Raw genomic sequence first — 14,889 nt, 5'->3', positions numbered from 1 at the left:
TGATGCTTCTGCGATGGATCTGGCACGGATGTCGTCAACGCTGCCTCGCTCACTTCTGCATGAACGATGCCCAGCGCTTCTCGGCGGCCTCGCCGGCCGGCGAGGACCACCAGGCGTAGGACATTAGCGCCTGCTTGGCCGCATTGGCCGGCTCGCTCGGCAATTGCGCGGCGCGCTCGGGCTTGATCACGCTGGTGTCGAACGCCTTCGGATTGCCCGGGCCGTAGTCGATATTGAGCGGCAGATTGGCCTGATGCACGGGATCGACGGCCTCGTTGAGGAATTTCACCGCCGTGTCGAGATTCGGCGCGCCCTTGAGGATGCAGAGCGAGGTGCTTTGCAAGATGCCCTGGTTATAGGTGAATGCGACTTTTGCGCCTTCCTTGGCGACGGCGCTGACGCGGCCGTTCCAGGCCATCTCCATGTCGACCTCGCCGTCGTTGAGCAGTTGCGCAGATTGCGCGCCCGAGGTCCACCACACCGTGATGCTTGGCTTGATCTCGTCCAGCTTCTTGAAGGCGCGATCGACGTCGAGCGGGTAGAGCTTGTCGGGCGCGACGCCGTCGGCCATCAGCGCCGCCTCGAGCGTGGCGATCGGATGGTTGCGTAGCGCGCGGCGGCCGGGGAATTTCTTGACGTCCCAGAAATCCACCCAGCTGTTCGGCGCGTCCTTCGGGAAGGTCTTCTGGCTGTAGGCCAGCACGCTGGAATAGAACTCGTAGGACACCGAATAGGGACTGCGATACGCCTCCGGCATCGCCGCAGCGTTCGGGATCTTCGAGAAGTCGAGTTTTTCGATCAGCCCCTGCTCGCCGCCGCGCAGGCAATAGCCGGTCGGCGTGTCGACGACATCCCAGATCGGCTTGCCGCTGCCGACCTGGGTCTTGATCGCGGGCCAGGCGTCGGGAATGGAATCCTGGTTGATGGTGATGCCGAGCTTCTTCGCCGAGGGATCGAGGATCGCCACGGTCTGCGCCTGCTGATAGGCGCCGCCTTGCGAGACGAAGGTGATCTGCTCGGCGGCGCTGGCCGCGGTGCCGCTGAGCCCAATCGCGCCGAGCGAAGCGCCCAACAGGGCGTAGCCAAAGTGCTGTTTCATCGTCATCCTCGCCTCCTCTGTCACCAAATAAATGTCATTGACCGATCGCATCGAGAAACTGGTACCAGCCGGCGACCATGCGCACGGCAGGTTCGCGCAACGGATAAAACGGAATGGCTTGCAGGCGCCGCGCATCTAGCAGCCCGACATCGGGCGTCTCGTCGCGGACGAAGGCGGCGAGATAACGGCCCATCAGGCTCGACATCGCAACGCCCGCGCCGTTGTAGCCCATCGAGAACAGGGTGCGGTCGTCGAGCCGGCCGATATGCGGCACCGAGTCCATCGTCATTGCGACGAGGCCCGACCATTTATACGCGAGCGGCACCTCAGTGAGATCCGGGAAGATGCCGATCATCGCCTTGCGCAGCGCATCGAACGCGGATTCCGAATCCTGCTTGCCGAAGGCGCCGCGGCCGCCAAAAATGACGCGATTGTCGACCATGCGGAACCAGCGCATCATGCGCTTGGTCTCGGTGTAGGTGCGTCCCGTCGGCATCAGCTTTCCGGCGAGATTGCGTGGCAGCTTTTCGGTCGCGACCATGGCGCTGCGGAACGGGATCAGCGTGCGCTGCAACTGCGCGGTCGCGCCGGTGAGATCGGAATAGCTGTTGGTGGCGATGATCGCCTGCTTTGCGCGCACAGCGCCTTGCGGCGTTTCAGCCACGATGCCATCGTTCTCGCGCCGAAGTTTGACGACCGGCGACTCCTGAAAGATGGGGACACCGCGGCGCGCAACGCCATCCGCGAGGCCGCGCAGATAGTTCAGCGGATGGATGCCGCCGGAGCCGGGATTGAGCACGCCGCCGACGAAGATGTCGGAGCCGGTCTCCTCGCGCACACCGCGCTTGTCGAGGATGCGGACCTCGGCGGAGCCCATTTCCTGCTTCATCCACTCCACTTCGTCGATCGCAGCCTTCAGCGTCGTCTCATTGTGCGCAGCCTTGACCTGGCCGGTGCGCGTCAGCGCCGCGCTGGTGATGCCGAACTCCGACACCAGTTCCTCGACGATGTCGGTCGACTCATGTGCGATCTCGTACATGCGCCGCGCCATCGCGCGGCCATGCACGGCATCGACCTCGCGGAACGAGAGACGGAATTTCGCGGTGATTACCCCGCCATTGCGTCCGCTCGCGCCCCAGCCGGGACGGTTGGCCTCGAGCACGATGGGCGAAAGACCGCTCTTGGCGATGTGATGCGCGGCCGACAGGCCGGTATAGCCCGCGCCGATGATCACCACATCCGCTTGGCTCTCGCCCGACAGGACCGGAAACGCGCGCGCCGGCTCCGCTGTGGCTTCCCACAGCGAGTTGGCCGATGGCAGTGCGCTCCAGTCCCGTGTCATGCCCGCGCTCACGGATTTACGCCGCCGGTCCGATCGCCGCGTCGGCGAGCGCCTTCAGTGTTGGGAAGTGGAAGTCCGGCTTGGTCAGCGTCTCGACGGCGGGCGTGCCGCCGAAGCCCGCCATGCCCTGGCGCCGCTCGATCCAGCACACCTTGTAGCCGAGCTTTCGCGCGATCCCGATGTCATGATGCTGACTCTGGGCGACATGCAAAATGTCGGACTGCTTGTAGCCGAAAGCAGACTGCCGGCCCTTGTTGTAGGCGAAGAATTCCGGATTGGGTTTGGCAACGCCGGTCTCGTCGGCGCATACGGTGTCGTCGAAGGGATCGCCGAGCGCGTGCGCATAGCAGGACAGCGCGACGCGATCGGCATTGGTCATCGCAACCAGCCGGAATTTCGTGCGCAGGCGCTTCAGGGCCTCGACGGAATCCGGGAACGGTCCCCAGCGCAGCACCGAAAGCTGGAACACATCGCAGGAGGCATCATCAGCCGGCAGCCCGAGTTCCTTGGCGAGGTAGCGGTAGACGTGGAACATCACCTCGCTCGACCGCTCATAGTGTTGGTCGCGGCCGCGCTTGTAGGATTCGAAGATCTTGTCGTCGCTGAGCTCGGCCGGCGTCTTGCCCGAGATCCTGCGCACCGCGGAGAGCACGCCGGTCTCAAAATCGATCAAGGTGCCGACGACGTCGAAGGTGAGGACCTTGAAATTGCTGAACGAGGCTGCTGACGACATTTTGGCTTCTTCTCTCGGTTGGACAAGGCTTGAGTTCAGTCCCCCACCCTGGGCACGACGATGGTGTCCTCGGGGTGAAGGGTGACGGTGAGGTTGCCGCCGAGCGGCGGAATGCGGCTATAGGCCTGGTGGTAGGCTGGCTGGCGCAGGCTGAGCGCGAGGCCGTCGGCGAGCGCCAGGAAGATGCGCAGGCTCTCGCCCTGGTAGACGATGTCGGTGACCGTCCCGGTCAGCCGGTTGCAGGCCGCATCCTGCGCGCCGTCGTCGATCAGCAGCTTCTCGCTGTGCACGGCGAGCATCAGCGCATCGCCGTCAGGAATGGCGCGGGCGCTGCGCAGCAGCGCGTTGCCGAGCGCGACGCTGGAGGCATCGACACGGCGGACCGGCAACATCGTCGCCTCGCCAATAAAACTTGCGACGAACGAATCCGCCGGGTGATCGTGCAGCCGCTCGGGCTCGTCGATCTGGATCAGCCTGCCGTCCTTCATCACGGCGACCCGGTCGCTCATGGTCAGGGCTTCGCGCTGGTCGTGGGTGACGTAGATGATGGTGGCGCCGATGCGCTTGTGCAGCGTGCGCAGCTCGATCTGCATGGATTCGCGCAGCTGCTTGTCGAGCGCCGAGAGCGGCTCGTCCATCAGGATCAGGCGCGGCTCGAAGATCATGGCGCGCGCCAGCGCTACACGCTGGCGCTGGCCACCGGAGAGCTGTGCGATGCCGCGCTCCTCGTAGCCGGCAAGGCCGACCATCGCGAGCGCCGCGCGCACCTTGTCCGGCCAGCTCGCTTTCGGCAGGCGGCGCGCGCGCAAGGGAAAGGCGACGTTCTCGCCGACACTCATATGAGGGAACAGCGCGTAGTTCTGGAACACGACGCCGATGTCGCGCTTGTGCGGCGGCATCCAGGTGACGTCGCGGCCACCAAAGAGGATCGTTCCACTCGATGGCAGGATGAAGCCGCCGAGGATTCCGAGCAGCGTGGTCTTGCCGGAACCGGAGGGACCGAGCAGCGAGACGAACTCGCCGGCGCCGACATTGAGGGACACGTCATCGAGCGCGCGAACCGCGCCGTAAGCCTTGCTCGCGGACCTGATCTCGACGCTTTCCGCTCGTTTGTCCAACGATCGACCTCGCCCATGTCCCTAGCTGGCGTGCCTCACTGCGCGCCATAAGCCTGCATTATAGACAGGGTTTTGAAGCACCCACGCTCGAAGCGTGCGCCGCACCAAATCTTCTCTCGAAGACCCTGAGTTTAGGCTGTCATGCCAATGACACCAGACTTGGCAGAACTCGGCAATTGCCAAATTCTCACACGGCTCATAACATGGCGTTATGTCTGAGCTGCGCCGGATGCTGCCCTCCAGTAACGCCCTGTTCGTCTTCGACGCAGCGGCGCGCAACGGCAGCTTCACCGCAGCAGCAGCGGAACTGAACGTCACGCAGCCTGCGGTGAGCCGGATGCTCGGACAGTTCGAGGAGCATCTCGGCGTACGCCTGTTCGACCGCAAGGCAGGACGCGCTGTACTGACCGAGGAAGGCGAACTGCTCTATCGCCGCGTGCTCGACGGCTTTCGCAGTATCGAGAGTGGGCTGGTCGAGATCGAGCGGCGCCGCAAGGGCACCGAGACGGTGACGCTGTCGGTCTCATCCGCCTTCACGACGCATTGGCTGATGCCGCGCATCGACAAGCTGCAGCGGCAATTTCCGCAAGTCGATCTGCGCTTCCAGCTCATCTCCGGCGCGCTGCGCGGACCGGTGGAGAATGTCGACCTCGGCATGCGCTTTCGCGATCGCGAGGAACCGTCGTCGGGCGGCACGCTGGTGATGAAGGAAGTCATGCTGCCGATGTGCAGTCCCGGCTATCTCGGCGAGACCGATTCCGCCGAGGGCAACACCATCATTCGTCTCGCCGAGACACCAGGCGATTGGGCCGCGGACTATTCCTCGCTTCTCACCGGGCGCCGCGGTGCGGCCAAGGCGCTGAGCTTCACCGACTATGCCGTCGTGGTGCAGGCGGCCCTACTCGGCCAGGGCATCGCGCTCGGCTGGCTGACCGTCGCCTCGCACTGGCTCCTGACCGGCGCGCTGGTGCCGGCGTCGGAGACGCTCACCACCACCCGGCGCATCTGCGAATTCCTGCCACCGCGCAACCGCCCCATGCGCCCGATCGCCGCCGAGATCCGCGACTGGATCCTCGCACAGATGCAAAGCGAGATCGCTGCGATCGACCGGCTCTATCCGAAGCTCGGCGCGATGGCGGCTTGTTACTAGGCCGCGAACGAACATTCTCGAGAGGTCGTCATGCACGGGCTTGTCCCGGGCATCCACGTTCTCCGTACCGCGGGGCAAGACGTGGATGGCCGAGACAAGCCCGGCCATGACGCTGTGGAAGCATCGGCACCACTCCCTCCACGTCATTGCGAGCGCAGCGAAGCAATCCAGAGTCTTCCCGCGGAGGGATTCTGGATTGCTTCGCTGCGCTCGCAATGACGATTGGATAGAGCTTGGCCTCAACGATGCTCGATGGCGCGGATCACGCCGCACGGCTCGGCGGGGCCGCGCAGGCGTCCGATCGCGATGTAGCCGGGATTGGTGCGCTTGGTGGCGGCACGACGGCAGCTTGTTATTGACGACGGGCGACCGAGGCGCGCTACCTGAAGCGCAGATTGGCGCGCGACAGCTGGCTGATCGACGTGCACCCCATCAGCTTCATGTCGCGCTCGAGTTCGGCGCGCAGCAGGCCGAGGGCCCGTTCGACGCCGGGCCGGCCGGCGGCGGCGAGCGGATAGAGATAGTATCGTCCAAGCCCTACTGCCTTGGCCCCGAGCGACAACGCTTTCAGGATATGGGTTCCGCGCTGGATGCCACCATCCATCATCACGTCGATGCGGTCACCCACGGCATCGACGACTTCGGCGAGTTGATCGAAGGCTGAACGGGAGCCGTCGAGCTGGCGCCCGCCATGGTTGGACAGGACGATCCCGGCACAGCCGATATCAACCGCGCGGCGCGCGTCTTCCACCGACATGATCCCTTTCAGGCAAAACGGCCCGTTCCAGGTCCGCACCATCTCCGCGACATCGTCCCAGTTCATCGCGGGATCCAGCATCTCCGTGAAATAACGGCCGATCGACATGGCGCCGCCGCTCATGTCGACATGCTCTTCCAGCTGCGGGAGCCTGAATTTCTCGTGGGTGACATACTGGATGCCCCATGCCGGCTTGATCGCGAACTGCAGCATCCCGGCAAGCGTCAAGCGGAAGGGAATGCTGAAGCCGGTGCGCAGATCGCGCTCGCGATTTCCTCCGGTGATGCTGTCGACCGTCAGCATCATCACCTCGACGCCCGCCTCCTTGGCGCGCTGCATCATGGCGCGGTTGAGACCTCGATCCCTGTGGAAATAGAACTGATAGACCTGCGGCGTGTCGTAGGCCTTGCGTAATTCCTCGAGGCTAACCGTGCCCAGCGAGGAGACACCGAACATGGTGCCATATTTCGCAGCGGCCGCAGCGACGGCGCGCTCGCCGTCATGATGGAACAGCCGCTGCAAGGCGGTCGGCGAACAGTAGAACGGCTGCGCGAGCTTCTGGCCCATGACCGTCACCGAAAGGTCGACCTGCTGCACGCCGCGCAGCACGTTGGGCAGCAAATCGCAATGCTCGAAGCTGGCGCTGTTGCGGCGATGGGTCGTTTCATCGTCGGCGGCGCCGTCGATATAGTTGAAGATCGGGCCGGGCAGCCGGTGACGCGCCAGCCGCCGGAAATCGTGGAAGTTATGACACTGTGCCAGGCGCATTTCCTACCTCCGCTCACGCACCGCTGCGGATCTCCTATTGATGCTCGATCGCACGGATCGCGCCGCGGAGCTCGGCGAGGCCGCGGAGGCGGCCGATTGCAGTATAGCCGGGATTAGTCCGCTTGGTGGCGGCGAGATCGTCCAGCATGCGGTGGCCGTGATCAGGACGGAACACGATTCTCTTGTCTGGCGAACGCCGCGCGTTCTCCTTCAAGAGCGCCTTCAGCACCGCGACAATGTCCACGTCGCCGTCGAGATGATCGGACTCGTAGAACGACAGGCCGTCCGCCTCGCGCTTGGTCGCGCGCAGATGCGCAAAGGCGATGCGCGGGCCGAAGCGCTCGGCCATCGCCGGCAGATTGTTCTCGGCGCGAACGCCGAGCGAGCCCGTGCACAGGCAGATGCCGTTGGCCTTGGACGGCACGGCATCGAACAGCGCCTGATAGTCGTCGGCGGTCGAGGCAATGCGAGGCAGGCCGAACAGCGGACGTGGCGGGTCGTCCGGATGCAGCGTCAGCGAGACGCCGAATTGCTCGGCGACGGGTGCGACGCGGCCTAGAAATTCAGCGAGGTGCTGACGCAAGATCTTCGGCGTGATGTCGCGATATTGTTCGAGCCGGTCGCGGAATTGCGGAATCGTCATCGGCTCGGTGGTCGAGCCAGGCAGCGCGCTGGCGATAGTCATGATGAGGTAGTCAATGTCCGCCTGGCTCATCTTGTCGAAGAGCTTTTTCGCGCGCGCCTGCTGCTCAGGCGAATACTCCTGGAGTGCTGCCGGCCGCTTCAGGATATGCAGCTCGAACGCGGCAAAGCGATCCTGGTCGAAGCGCATGGCACGGGCGCCGTTCGGCAGCTCCCATTCCAGATCGGTGCGGCACCAATCGACCACCGGCATGAAATTGTAGCAGATGATCTTGATGCCAGCGGCGGCGACCGCCTCCAGGCTCGCGATCCACGCCTCGATCGAGCGCGTCGCCTTGGCCCCGAGCCGCTTGACGTCGTCGGGAATCGGAATCGATTCCACCACCGACCAGGTCAGTTGCGAGCGGCCGGGCTGGCCGTGCTCGATAAAGTTCTTGCGCTCCTCGACTGCCTTGCGCGTCCAGGCTTCACCAATCGGCACCTGATGCAACGCCGAGACGATATCCGTCGCCCCGGCCTGCCTGACATCGTCGAGCGAGACCGGATCATCCGGCCCGTACCAGCGCCATCCCTCTAGCATCATGAGTTGTCTCCAATCAGTTGGCAGTCAACACGACCTTGACGCTCTGCGAGCGGTCGAGCGCCAGCCGCAGCGCGTCCGGCGCGCTCGACAAAGGCCGCTCGGCGGTGACAAGCGACAAAACGTCGACACTGCCGGCCCCAATCAGTTCCACCGCGGTCATGAACTCGAGCCCGAAGCGGAACGAGCCGCGCAGGTCGATCTCCTTGGCCATCACCGCATTCGCCGGCGTCGGAATTTGCCCGCCCGGCAGGTTGCCGATTTGCACGACGATGCCGCCACGCCGAACTGTGCCGATAGCACTGGCAAGGCCCGCGGCCGTGCCCGAGACCTCGAAGGCGACGTCATAAGGACGCGAAGCGGCCTGCGCCTTCAGGCCCTCTTCCCCACCCGCGACATTCTCGACGTGAGAGGCACCAAGCCGGGTCGCGAAGGCGAGCGGCGCCGACGCGATGTCGGCCACCGTGATGTCGGCCATGCCGGCGCGGCGCGCGGCGAGCATGGTCAAAAGTCCGATCGGGCCGGCGCCGAAGATGATGCCACGCTTGCCCTCGATTTTGCCGGCGCGCGCGACCGCGTGCAGGCAGACCGCGAGCGGCTCCGCGAGCGCCGCGGCCTGATAAGACACGTGGTCTGGGATCTTCACGCACTGCGCGGGGATCGCGTCAAAGAAATTGGCGAAGCCGCCCTGCATATGCGGGGTCTTCGAGGCTGAGCCCATGAAGTAGATATTCTCGCAGAGGTTTTGCCGGCCCTCGCGGCAGGCAACGCAATGGCCGCACCAGCGCGACGGATTGACGGCGACGCGGTCGCCGACCTTCAGGTTCGCTGTCGAGCCTGCGATCTCGACGACCTCGCCGGAGATCTCGTGCCCGAGCACGAGTGGCGACTTCACCACGAAATCGCCGGTGCGGGCATGGCGGAAATAGTGCATGTCCGAGCCGCAGATGCCGCCGGCGCCGAAGCGGATGCGCACCATGCCCGCTGCCAGCTTGTCGAGCGGATGCTCGATCATGCGCAGATCTTCGGGGCCGAACAGGGTTGCGGCGAGAGCGACTGAGGTCATTTGGAGAGTCCCATGTATTTTGGCAGCCAGAGGGTCAGTTCAGGAATGTAGGTGATCGCGATCAGCGCGAGCATCAGCGGCACCAGCCAGGGCAGGATCGCGACCGTCGTGCGCTCGACCGAGAGTTTTGCAACCCGCGCCAGCACGAACAGCACCATGCCCAGCGGCGGATGCAGCAGGCCGATCATCAGGTTCAGCGTCATGATCAGGCCGAAATGGATCGGATCGATACCGAGCTTGAGCACGATCGGCAACAGGATCGGCACCAGAATGGTGATCGCCGCCGTGGTGTCGATGAAGCAGCCGACGAACAGGATCAGGATGTTGGCAAGCGCCAGGAACACCCATTTGTTGTGGGTGATGCTGAGCATCCAGTCCGACAGCATTTGGGCTGCCTGCGACACCGTGAGGAGCCAGGCGAAGATTGAGGCGGCGGTGACGATGAACAGCACCGAGGCCGTGGTCTCGATGGTATCGAAGGTCGCCTTCGCCACCGTCTTCAGCGTCATGGTGCGGTAACGCACGAGGCCGAGGAACAGCGACCAGATCACGGCGGCGACCGCGGCTTCCGTCGGCGTGAACCAGCCGAGCGTCATGCCGCCGATCAGGATCACCGGCGCCATCAGCGCCATGACCGCGGAGAAGTCGAAATACCAGTCGATCGCGAGAAGCGTGCCGAGGCCGATAACCACCGCCATATTGGTCGACATGCCGGCAAGCGTCATCAGCCAGATCGCGAGCGGGAAAGCGAGCACGATGGCGATCTCGAGCCCGGCCGAGCCGAGCTGCGGCCAGGAGAACGGCGCATCGCTGCCCCAATTGTTCTTGTGCGCAAAGTAAGTCACGGTCGCCATCATCAGCAGCGTCATCACGACGCCGGGGATGACGCCGCCGAGAAACAGCGCGCCGATCGAGACGTTGGCCATCATGCCGTAGATCACGAACGGCAGTGACGGCGGTATGATCGGGCCGAGCGTCGCGGAGGCCGCGGTCACGCCGACCGAAAACTCGGTGGAGTAGCCGTGGTCCTTCATCGCCTTGATCTCGATGGTGCCAAGACCGGCGGCGTCCGCGATCGCGGTGCCGGACATGCCGGAGAAGATCACCGAGCCGATGATGTTGACGTGGCCGAGGCCGCCGCGCATCCAGCCGACCAGCGCCACAGCGAATTTGTAGATGCGCCCGGTGACACCGGCGATGTTCATGAGATTGCCGGCCAGAATGAAGAAGGGCACGGCGAGCAACGGAAAGCTCTCGACACCGGCAATCATGCGCTGCGCCAGCGTGACGTCGGGCGTCACCCCGCTGACCAGGATGTAGAGCAGCGACGACGACGCCATGGCGATCGCCACGGGAACGCCGAGCAGCATCAGGACGAGGAAACCTCCAAGCAACAGCAGCATGACTTTACCCTTCAAAACCGTCGTAGGCGCCAGGACGTTCGAGGATCGAATAGCCCTGCCGCAGGTGCTGCAAAGCGACCTGAACGGAGCGCACGAACATCAGCACGAAGCCGAGCAGCACAGCGTAATAGACGTAGTTCTTCGGAAAATTGATCGTGGTCATGTTCTCGTCGCCGATGATCTGGATGTAGACCCAGACCAGCTTGATGGCGTAGCCGAAGAAGGCGATCCGGATCAGGTCGATCGCCGACGACAGCGCGCGTGCCACGAGATGCGGCAGATAGCGATAGATCAGGTCGACCTGGATGTGCCGCGACAGCCGCACGCACATCGACGCGCCGATGAAGACCACGCCGATCAGGCAGTAGGTCGCGATCTCCTCGGTCCAGGCGTAGCTGTCGTTGAGCACATAGCGGGTGAAGAACTGGAGGAAGACGGCAAGCGCCATCACCCAGAAGATCACCAGCGCGATCCAGTCCTCGAACGCGTAGATGCCGAGATCGACCTTCGGCGTCGCCTCCTCCTCGAAGGTATGGGCGATCTCGTCCGCGGTGATCTGCCGGTGGGTTTCGGCGGTCGACATGGGGTTACTCCTTAGAGGACGTGAACGTCATTCCGGGCCGACGCGTGAGCGTCGAACCCGGAATCACCGCGTCGGTTACTTCACGTCCTGGATGCGTTCCCAGTCGGCCTTGCGATAGCCAAAGGTCTCGAACGGAACGTTCTTCAGCACGATGTCGCGGAACTCGTTCTTGTCGACCTCGGTCACGGTCAGGCCCTTCTCCTTGAAGAAGGCAACGAGCTTGGCTTCGTTCTGCTTGATCTCGTCGGTCGCCTTGGCGGCGGCCTCCTGCGCAACGTCGGTGAAGATCTTCTTGTCCTCGTCGGAGAGCTTCTTCCAGAGCGCGCCCGCCACCACCGTGTTGAGGTGGTCGACGATGTGGCCGGTCAGCACGATGTGCTTCTGCACCTCGTAGAACTTCTTGGCCTCGATCGTGGTCAGCGGGTTTTCCTGGGCTTCGACGGTGCCGTTCTGAAGCGCGAGATAGACTTCGGCGAACGCAATCGGCGCGGTGTTGGCGCCGCAGGCGCGCGGCATCGCCAGATAGGCGGGAACGTCGGGTACGCGCATCTTCAGACCTTTGAGGTCCGCACAGGTCTTGATCGGCTTGTTCGACGAGGTCTGGCGCACGCCGTAATAGGTCACCGCGATGATGTGGTGGCCGCTCTTGTCCTCATAACCCTTGGCGAGTTCCTTGAAGATGTCGCTCTTGGTGTAGGCAAGGAGATGGTCGGCATCGCGGAAGGTGTAGGGATAATAGGTCACGCCGATCGGCGGAAAGCTCTTGGCCGCGAAGCTCGAGCCGGAGATGATGATGTCGACCGAGCCGAGCGAAAGGCCCTGGTTGATATCGGCTTCCTTGCCGAGCTGGGACGCCGGATAGACGTCGATCTGATAGCGCCCGTTGGTGCGCTTGCCGATTTCCTGCGCGGCCCAGACCGAGGCGGTGTGGAACGGCTCCGAGGTCTCGTAGACATGGGCCCATTTCAGCTTGGTTTGCGCCATGCCGGCATTGGTTGTCGCGAGCATCGCCGCGACTGACGTCGCCAGCACCATCGTCATCTTCTTCAACACTGACTTTCCTCCATCTTTTAAGTCTGCTTCTTGTTCACCCGCGCCGAAACAATGCGGGCCGCCCGATGTCATCGCCGTCGCGCGCTGCCGCTCTTGGCCTGCCTTTTCGGCAAGCGTTTTGCCGTTGCCGGCTTCGCCTTGGATCCCGCCGTCCGCTTCTGGCCGGATGACGATCCGGCTACGGCCTCGGCGCCAAAATTCTGCGCAAAGCGCTCCTGCGAATGCGCGAGATGATCGCGCATGGCATCGCGGGCAGCCTGGGGTTGCCGCGCCGCAATGGCATCGCGCACGGTCCGATGCTCGTCGAGCGCCGTGCGCCACGTGCCTGGATTTTCAAAATAATGCGCAAGCTGCGCGAAATAGGGATTGAGGCGCTGGTCGAACAGCTCGCCGACCACGCGCACCAGCACCGCATTGCCGAGGCATCCGGCGATCGCGACATGGAAGGCGCGGTCGTGGACCATCGAGGCTTCGCCGGGATGGTCGACATTCTCCATCGCGACGAGAGCGGCGTCGATGCGCGCGACGTCATCCTTGGTCGCCACGCGCGCGGCCTGTTCGGCGATCGCGCTTTCGAGGAATTCGCGGGCGCGCAGCAGCTCGAACGGGCCTTCAATGACGACCGCCGCCGACACGGGCGCTGCGCCCGCGGGATCGATCACATAGATGCCGGAACCGACGCGGATGCGAACGCGGCCCTCGACCTCGAGTGCGATCAGGGCTTCGCGCACCGTCGGCCGCGACACCTTGAGCTGCTCGGCGAGCTCGCGCTCGGTCGGCAAGCGGCTGCCGACCGCGTACTCGCCGCTGTCGATCAGGCTTCGCAATTGATCGGCGATTTGGCGATAAAGCCGTCTCGCCTCCACAGCTTCCAGCGGCACGCTGGCCTCCCCAAAAGGGTCTCGCCGGGGAGGCTTCCACCCCGGCGGCCCGCCAATTTTGGATAATTGGCCTTACCAATTGACCGAAGCATTGACCGAGCACGGGCGCCATGTCAAGCAGCGGCCAAACACAGGGAGAAACGACGATGCGGCTTAGTTCAACACGCCTTGGCCGCGCCAATCTCGACCGGCTGCCGCCAGCCATCCGCCGCCCGACCTATGACCGTTCGCGCGTCACGCCCGGCATCGTGCATCTCGGTTTGGGTGCCTTTCATCGTGCCCACCAGGCCGTCGTCATCGACGATTGTCTTGCAACTGGTGCCACCGCCTGGGGCATCATCGGCGCGAGCCTGCGCAGTCCGGACACGCGCGACGCTCTCGCCCCGCAGGATCACCTCTATACTGTTGCCGTACGCGCCGCCGAAGGCACCGAGCATCGCGTGATCGGCGCACTGCTCGACAGCGTTGTCGCGCGCGAGAAGCCGGCAGCGCTGGTCGAGCGGATGACCGATCCCGCCATCCGCATCGTCTCGCTCACCGTGACCGAGAAGGGCTATTGCCACACGCCGCAGACCGGCGATCTCGACGAGCGGCATCCGGACGTGATGCACGATCTGAACAATTTCGACGCGCCGCGCTCGGCGCCCGGCTTCATCGTTGCTGCGCTGGCGCGCCGGCGCGCGCAGGGGCTTTCGCCCTTCACCGTGCTGTGCTGCGACAACCTCGCAGCCAACGGCCACACCGTGCAGCGGATCGTGGCGCAGTTCGCAGCGCTGCGGTCGAAGGATCTCGGCAAATGGATTGCGGATACGACCGCTTTCCCGTGCACCATGGTCGACCGCATCGTGCCGGAGACGACCGATGCCGATCGCGACGCGGTTTCGGCTGCGCTCGGAATGCGCGACGCCTGGCCGGTGATGACCGAGCCGTTCACGCAATGGGTGGTCGAGGACCGCTTCTCCGCAGGCCGGCCCGATCTCGCCGCCGCGGGCGTCGAGCTCGTCACTGACGTCAAGCCGTTCGAGCTGATGAAGCTGCGGCTGCTCAACGCCAGCCATTCGGCGCTGGCCTATCTCGGCTATCTCGCCGGCTACGAGACCATCGCCGACACCATGAAAGATCCGCATTTCGCGCGGCTCGCCGCGCGGGTGATGGAGGAGGCCGCGGTGACGCTGACGATGCCTGTCAGCACCGACCTTGCCGCCTATCGCGCCTCTCTGCTCAAGCGCTTTTCCAATCCGGCGCTGCATCACCGCACCTGGCAGATCGCGATGGACGGCTCGCAAAAGCTGCCGCAGCGGCTGCTCGGCGCAATGCAGGACCGCCTGCTCAAGAATCTGCCGATCGCGACACATGCGCTCGCGGTGGCCGGCTGGATGCGTTACGTCACCGCGATCGATGAGCAGGGCCGCGCGATCGACGTTCGTGATCCGCTCGCCGGCGAACTCGCGGCACTGGCGCGCGAGGCAGGTCCCGTCGCCGAACGGCTCGCGCCCGTGCTGCTCGGCGTGACAAAGGTTTTCGGCCCGTTAGGCGCCGAACCGCGCCTGCGCGAAGCCGTGACCGCAGCGCTCGGCCGTCTTTATTCAGAGGGTGCGCGGCGGGCTGTAGAGGCGCACGTGTCCGCGTGACTACAAAGTGGGCAGCAGCGTCTTGCATGCTGCACTGCGGTCAAATTCCAACGGAAGTCGCGCTTGATTTTTGCCCGTCATTG

General features: G+C 64.3%; 13 protein-coding genes. 2 read left to right on the top strand and 11 right to left on the bottom strand.

From position 1 onward, the window contains the following. Positions 1–49: 49 nt before the first annotated feature. Genes ACPPVR_RS09135 through ACPPVR_RS09120 form a run of 4 tightly spaced genes read right to left on the bottom strand, consistent with a single transcriptional unit; the run spans position 50 to position 4,292 of the window. Positions 50–1,105 carry an ABC transporter substrate-binding protein gene (locus tag ACPPVR_RS09135; protein WP_426613897.1) on the bottom strand — a complete coding sequence of 352 codons (1,056 nt, stop codon included), beginning with the start codon at positions 1,103–1,105 and terminating at the stop codon, positions 50–52. A 28-nt stretch (positions 1,106–1,133) separates the two neighbouring features. Further along, positions 1,134–2,441: an NAD(P)/FAD-dependent oxidoreductase gene (locus ACPPVR_RS09130; RefSeq protein WP_426613896.1), complete on the bottom strand. Its 1,308-nt coding sequence runs from the start codon at positions 2,439–2,441 to the stop codon at positions 1,134–1,136. A 16-nt stretch (positions 2,442–2,457) separates the two neighbouring features. Beyond that, positions 2,458–3,174, bottom strand: a complete 717-nt coding sequence (locus ACPPVR_RS09125; protein ID WP_426613895.1) for an HAD family hydrolase — start codon at positions 3,172–3,174, stop codon at positions 2,458–2,460. Positions 3,175–3,209: 35 nt separating this feature from the next. Next, positions 3,210–4,292 (bottom strand): ABC transporter ATP-binding protein, encoded by a 1,083-nt coding sequence (locus ACPPVR_RS09120; RefSeq protein ID WP_426613894.1) that lies wholly within the window; start codon positions 4,290–4,292, stop codon positions 3,210–3,212. 211 nt (positions 4,293–4,503) lie between these two features. Between ACPPVR_RS09120 and ACPPVR_RS09115 the strand changes: the two genes are divergently transcribed. Beyond that, entirely contained in the window at positions 4,504–5,442 is a 939-nt protein-coding gene (locus ACPPVR_RS09115; protein ID WP_426613893.1) for a LysR family transcriptional regulator, read from the top strand. 379 nt (positions 5,443–5,821) lie between these two features. Here the strand turns inward: ACPPVR_RS09115 and ACPPVR_RS09110 are convergent, their stop codons facing one another. From ACPPVR_RS09110 to ACPPVR_RS09080, 7 genes are all read right to left on the bottom strand, one after another. After that, complete coding sequence (locus tag ACPPVR_RS09110) at positions 5,822–6,967, bottom strand: alpha-hydroxy acid oxidase (protein ID WP_426613892.1); 1,146 nt, start codon at positions 6,965–6,967, stop codon at positions 5,822–5,824. Positions 6,968–7,001: 34 nt separating this feature from the next. Continuing rightward, complete coding sequence (gene uxuA / locus ACPPVR_RS09105; RefSeq protein WP_426613891.1) at positions 7,002–8,192, bottom strand: mannonate dehydratase; 1,191 nt, start codon at positions 8,190–8,192, stop codon at positions 7,002–7,004. A gap of 13 nt (positions 8,193–8,205) precedes the next feature. Further along, the gene (locus tag ACPPVR_RS09100) at positions 8,206–9,255 is read right to left on the bottom strand and encodes an L-idonate 5-dehydrogenase (protein WP_426613890.1); all 1,050 of its coding nucleotides are present in this window, start codon (positions 9,253–9,255) and stop codon (positions 8,206–8,208) included. Continuing rightward, on the bottom strand, positions 9,252–10,658 hold the full coding sequence (locus ACPPVR_RS09095; protein WP_426613889.1) for a TRAP transporter large permease: 1,407 nt from the start codon (positions 10,656–10,658) through the stop codon (positions 9,252–9,254). Before ACPPVR_RS09095 ends, ACPPVR_RS09100 begins: the two co-directional genes overlap by 4 nt. 4 nt (positions 10,659–10,662) lie before the next feature. Then, a complete protein-coding gene (locus ACPPVR_RS09090) occupies positions 10,663–11,241 on the bottom strand; it encodes a TRAP transporter small permease (protein ID WP_426613888.1) in 579 nt (192 codons plus the stop codon). A gap of 75 nt (positions 11,242–11,316) precedes the next feature. Further along, positions 11,317–12,276: a sialic acid TRAP transporter substrate-binding protein SiaP gene (locus ACPPVR_RS09085; protein ID WP_426616057.1), complete on the bottom strand. Its 960-nt coding sequence runs from the start codon at positions 12,274–12,276 to the stop codon at positions 11,317–11,319. Between the two features lie 86 nt (positions 12,277–12,362). Next, positions 12,363–13,175 carry a FadR/GntR family transcriptional regulator gene (locus tag ACPPVR_RS09080; RefSeq protein ID WP_426613887.1) on the bottom strand — a complete coding sequence of 271 codons (813 nt, stop codon included), beginning with the start codon at positions 13,173–13,175 and terminating at the stop codon, positions 12,363–12,365. A gap of 146 nt (positions 13,176–13,321) precedes the next feature. On the opposite strand from ACPPVR_RS09080, the gene ACPPVR_RS09075 reads away from it, so the two are divergent. Beyond that, the gene (locus ACPPVR_RS09075) at positions 13,322–14,806 is read left to right on the top strand and encodes a mannitol dehydrogenase family protein (protein WP_426613886.1); all 1,485 of its coding nucleotides are present in this window, start codon (positions 13,322–13,324) and stop codon (positions 14,804–14,806) included. The last annotated feature ends 83 nt before the right edge of the window (positions 14,807–14,889 follow it).

This window comes from Bradyrhizobium sp. McL0616, from assembly GCF_049993385.1.
Lineage (GTDB): Bacteria > Pseudomonadota > Alphaproteobacteria > Rhizobiales > Xanthobacteraceae > Bradyrhizobium.
This window is presented reverse-complemented; position numbering and strand designations above follow the sequence as displayed.

What these genes read in the sequence shown, in the direction of transcription:
- ACPPVR_RS09135 (WP_426613897.1), bottom strand. Translation starts at nt 1,105, where the DNA reads ATGACGATGAAACAGCACTTTGGCTACGCCCTGTTGGGCGCTTCGCTC.
- ACPPVR_RS09130 (WP_426613896.1), bottom strand. Translation starts at nt 2,441, where the DNA reads ATGACACGGGACTGGAGCGCACTGCCATCGGCCAACTCGCTGTGGGAA.
- ACPPVR_RS09125 (WP_426613895.1), bottom strand. Translation starts at nt 3,174, where the DNA reads ATGTCGTCAGCAGCCTCGTTCAGCAATTTCAAGGTCCTCACCTTCGAC.
- ACPPVR_RS09115 (WP_426613893.1), top strand. Translation starts at nt 4,504, where the DNA reads ATGTCTGAGCTGCGCCGGATGCTGCCCTCCAGTAACGCCCTGTTCGTC.
- ACPPVR_RS09110 (WP_426613892.1), bottom strand. Translation starts at nt 6,967, where the DNA reads ATGCGCCTGGCACAGTGTCATAACTTCCACGATTTCCGGCGGCTGGCG.
- uxuA (WP_426613891.1), bottom strand. Translation starts at nt 8,192, where the DNA reads ATGATGCTAGAGGGATGGCGCTGGTACGGGCCGGATGATCCGGTCTCG.
- ACPPVR_RS09100 (WP_426613890.1), bottom strand. Translation starts at nt 9,255, where the DNA reads ATGACCTCAGTCGCTCTCGCCGCAACCCTGTTCGGCCCCGAAGATCTG.
- ACPPVR_RS09095 (WP_426613889.1), bottom strand. Translation starts at nt 10,658, where the DNA reads ATGCTGCTGTTGCTTGGAGGTTTCCTCGTCCTGATGCTGCTCGGCGTT.
- ACPPVR_RS09090 (WP_426613888.1), bottom strand. Translation starts at nt 11,241, where the DNA reads ATGTCGACCGCCGAAACCCACCGGCAGATCACCGCGGACGAGATCGCC.
- ACPPVR_RS09085 (WP_426616057.1), bottom strand. Translation starts at nt 12,276, where the DNA reads ATGGTGCTGGCGACGTCAGTCGCGGCGATGCTCGCGACAACCAATGCC.
- ACPPVR_RS09075 (WP_426613886.1), top strand. Translation starts at nt 13,322, where the DNA reads ATGCGGCTTAGTTCAACACGCCTTGGCCGCGCCAATCTCGACCGGCTG.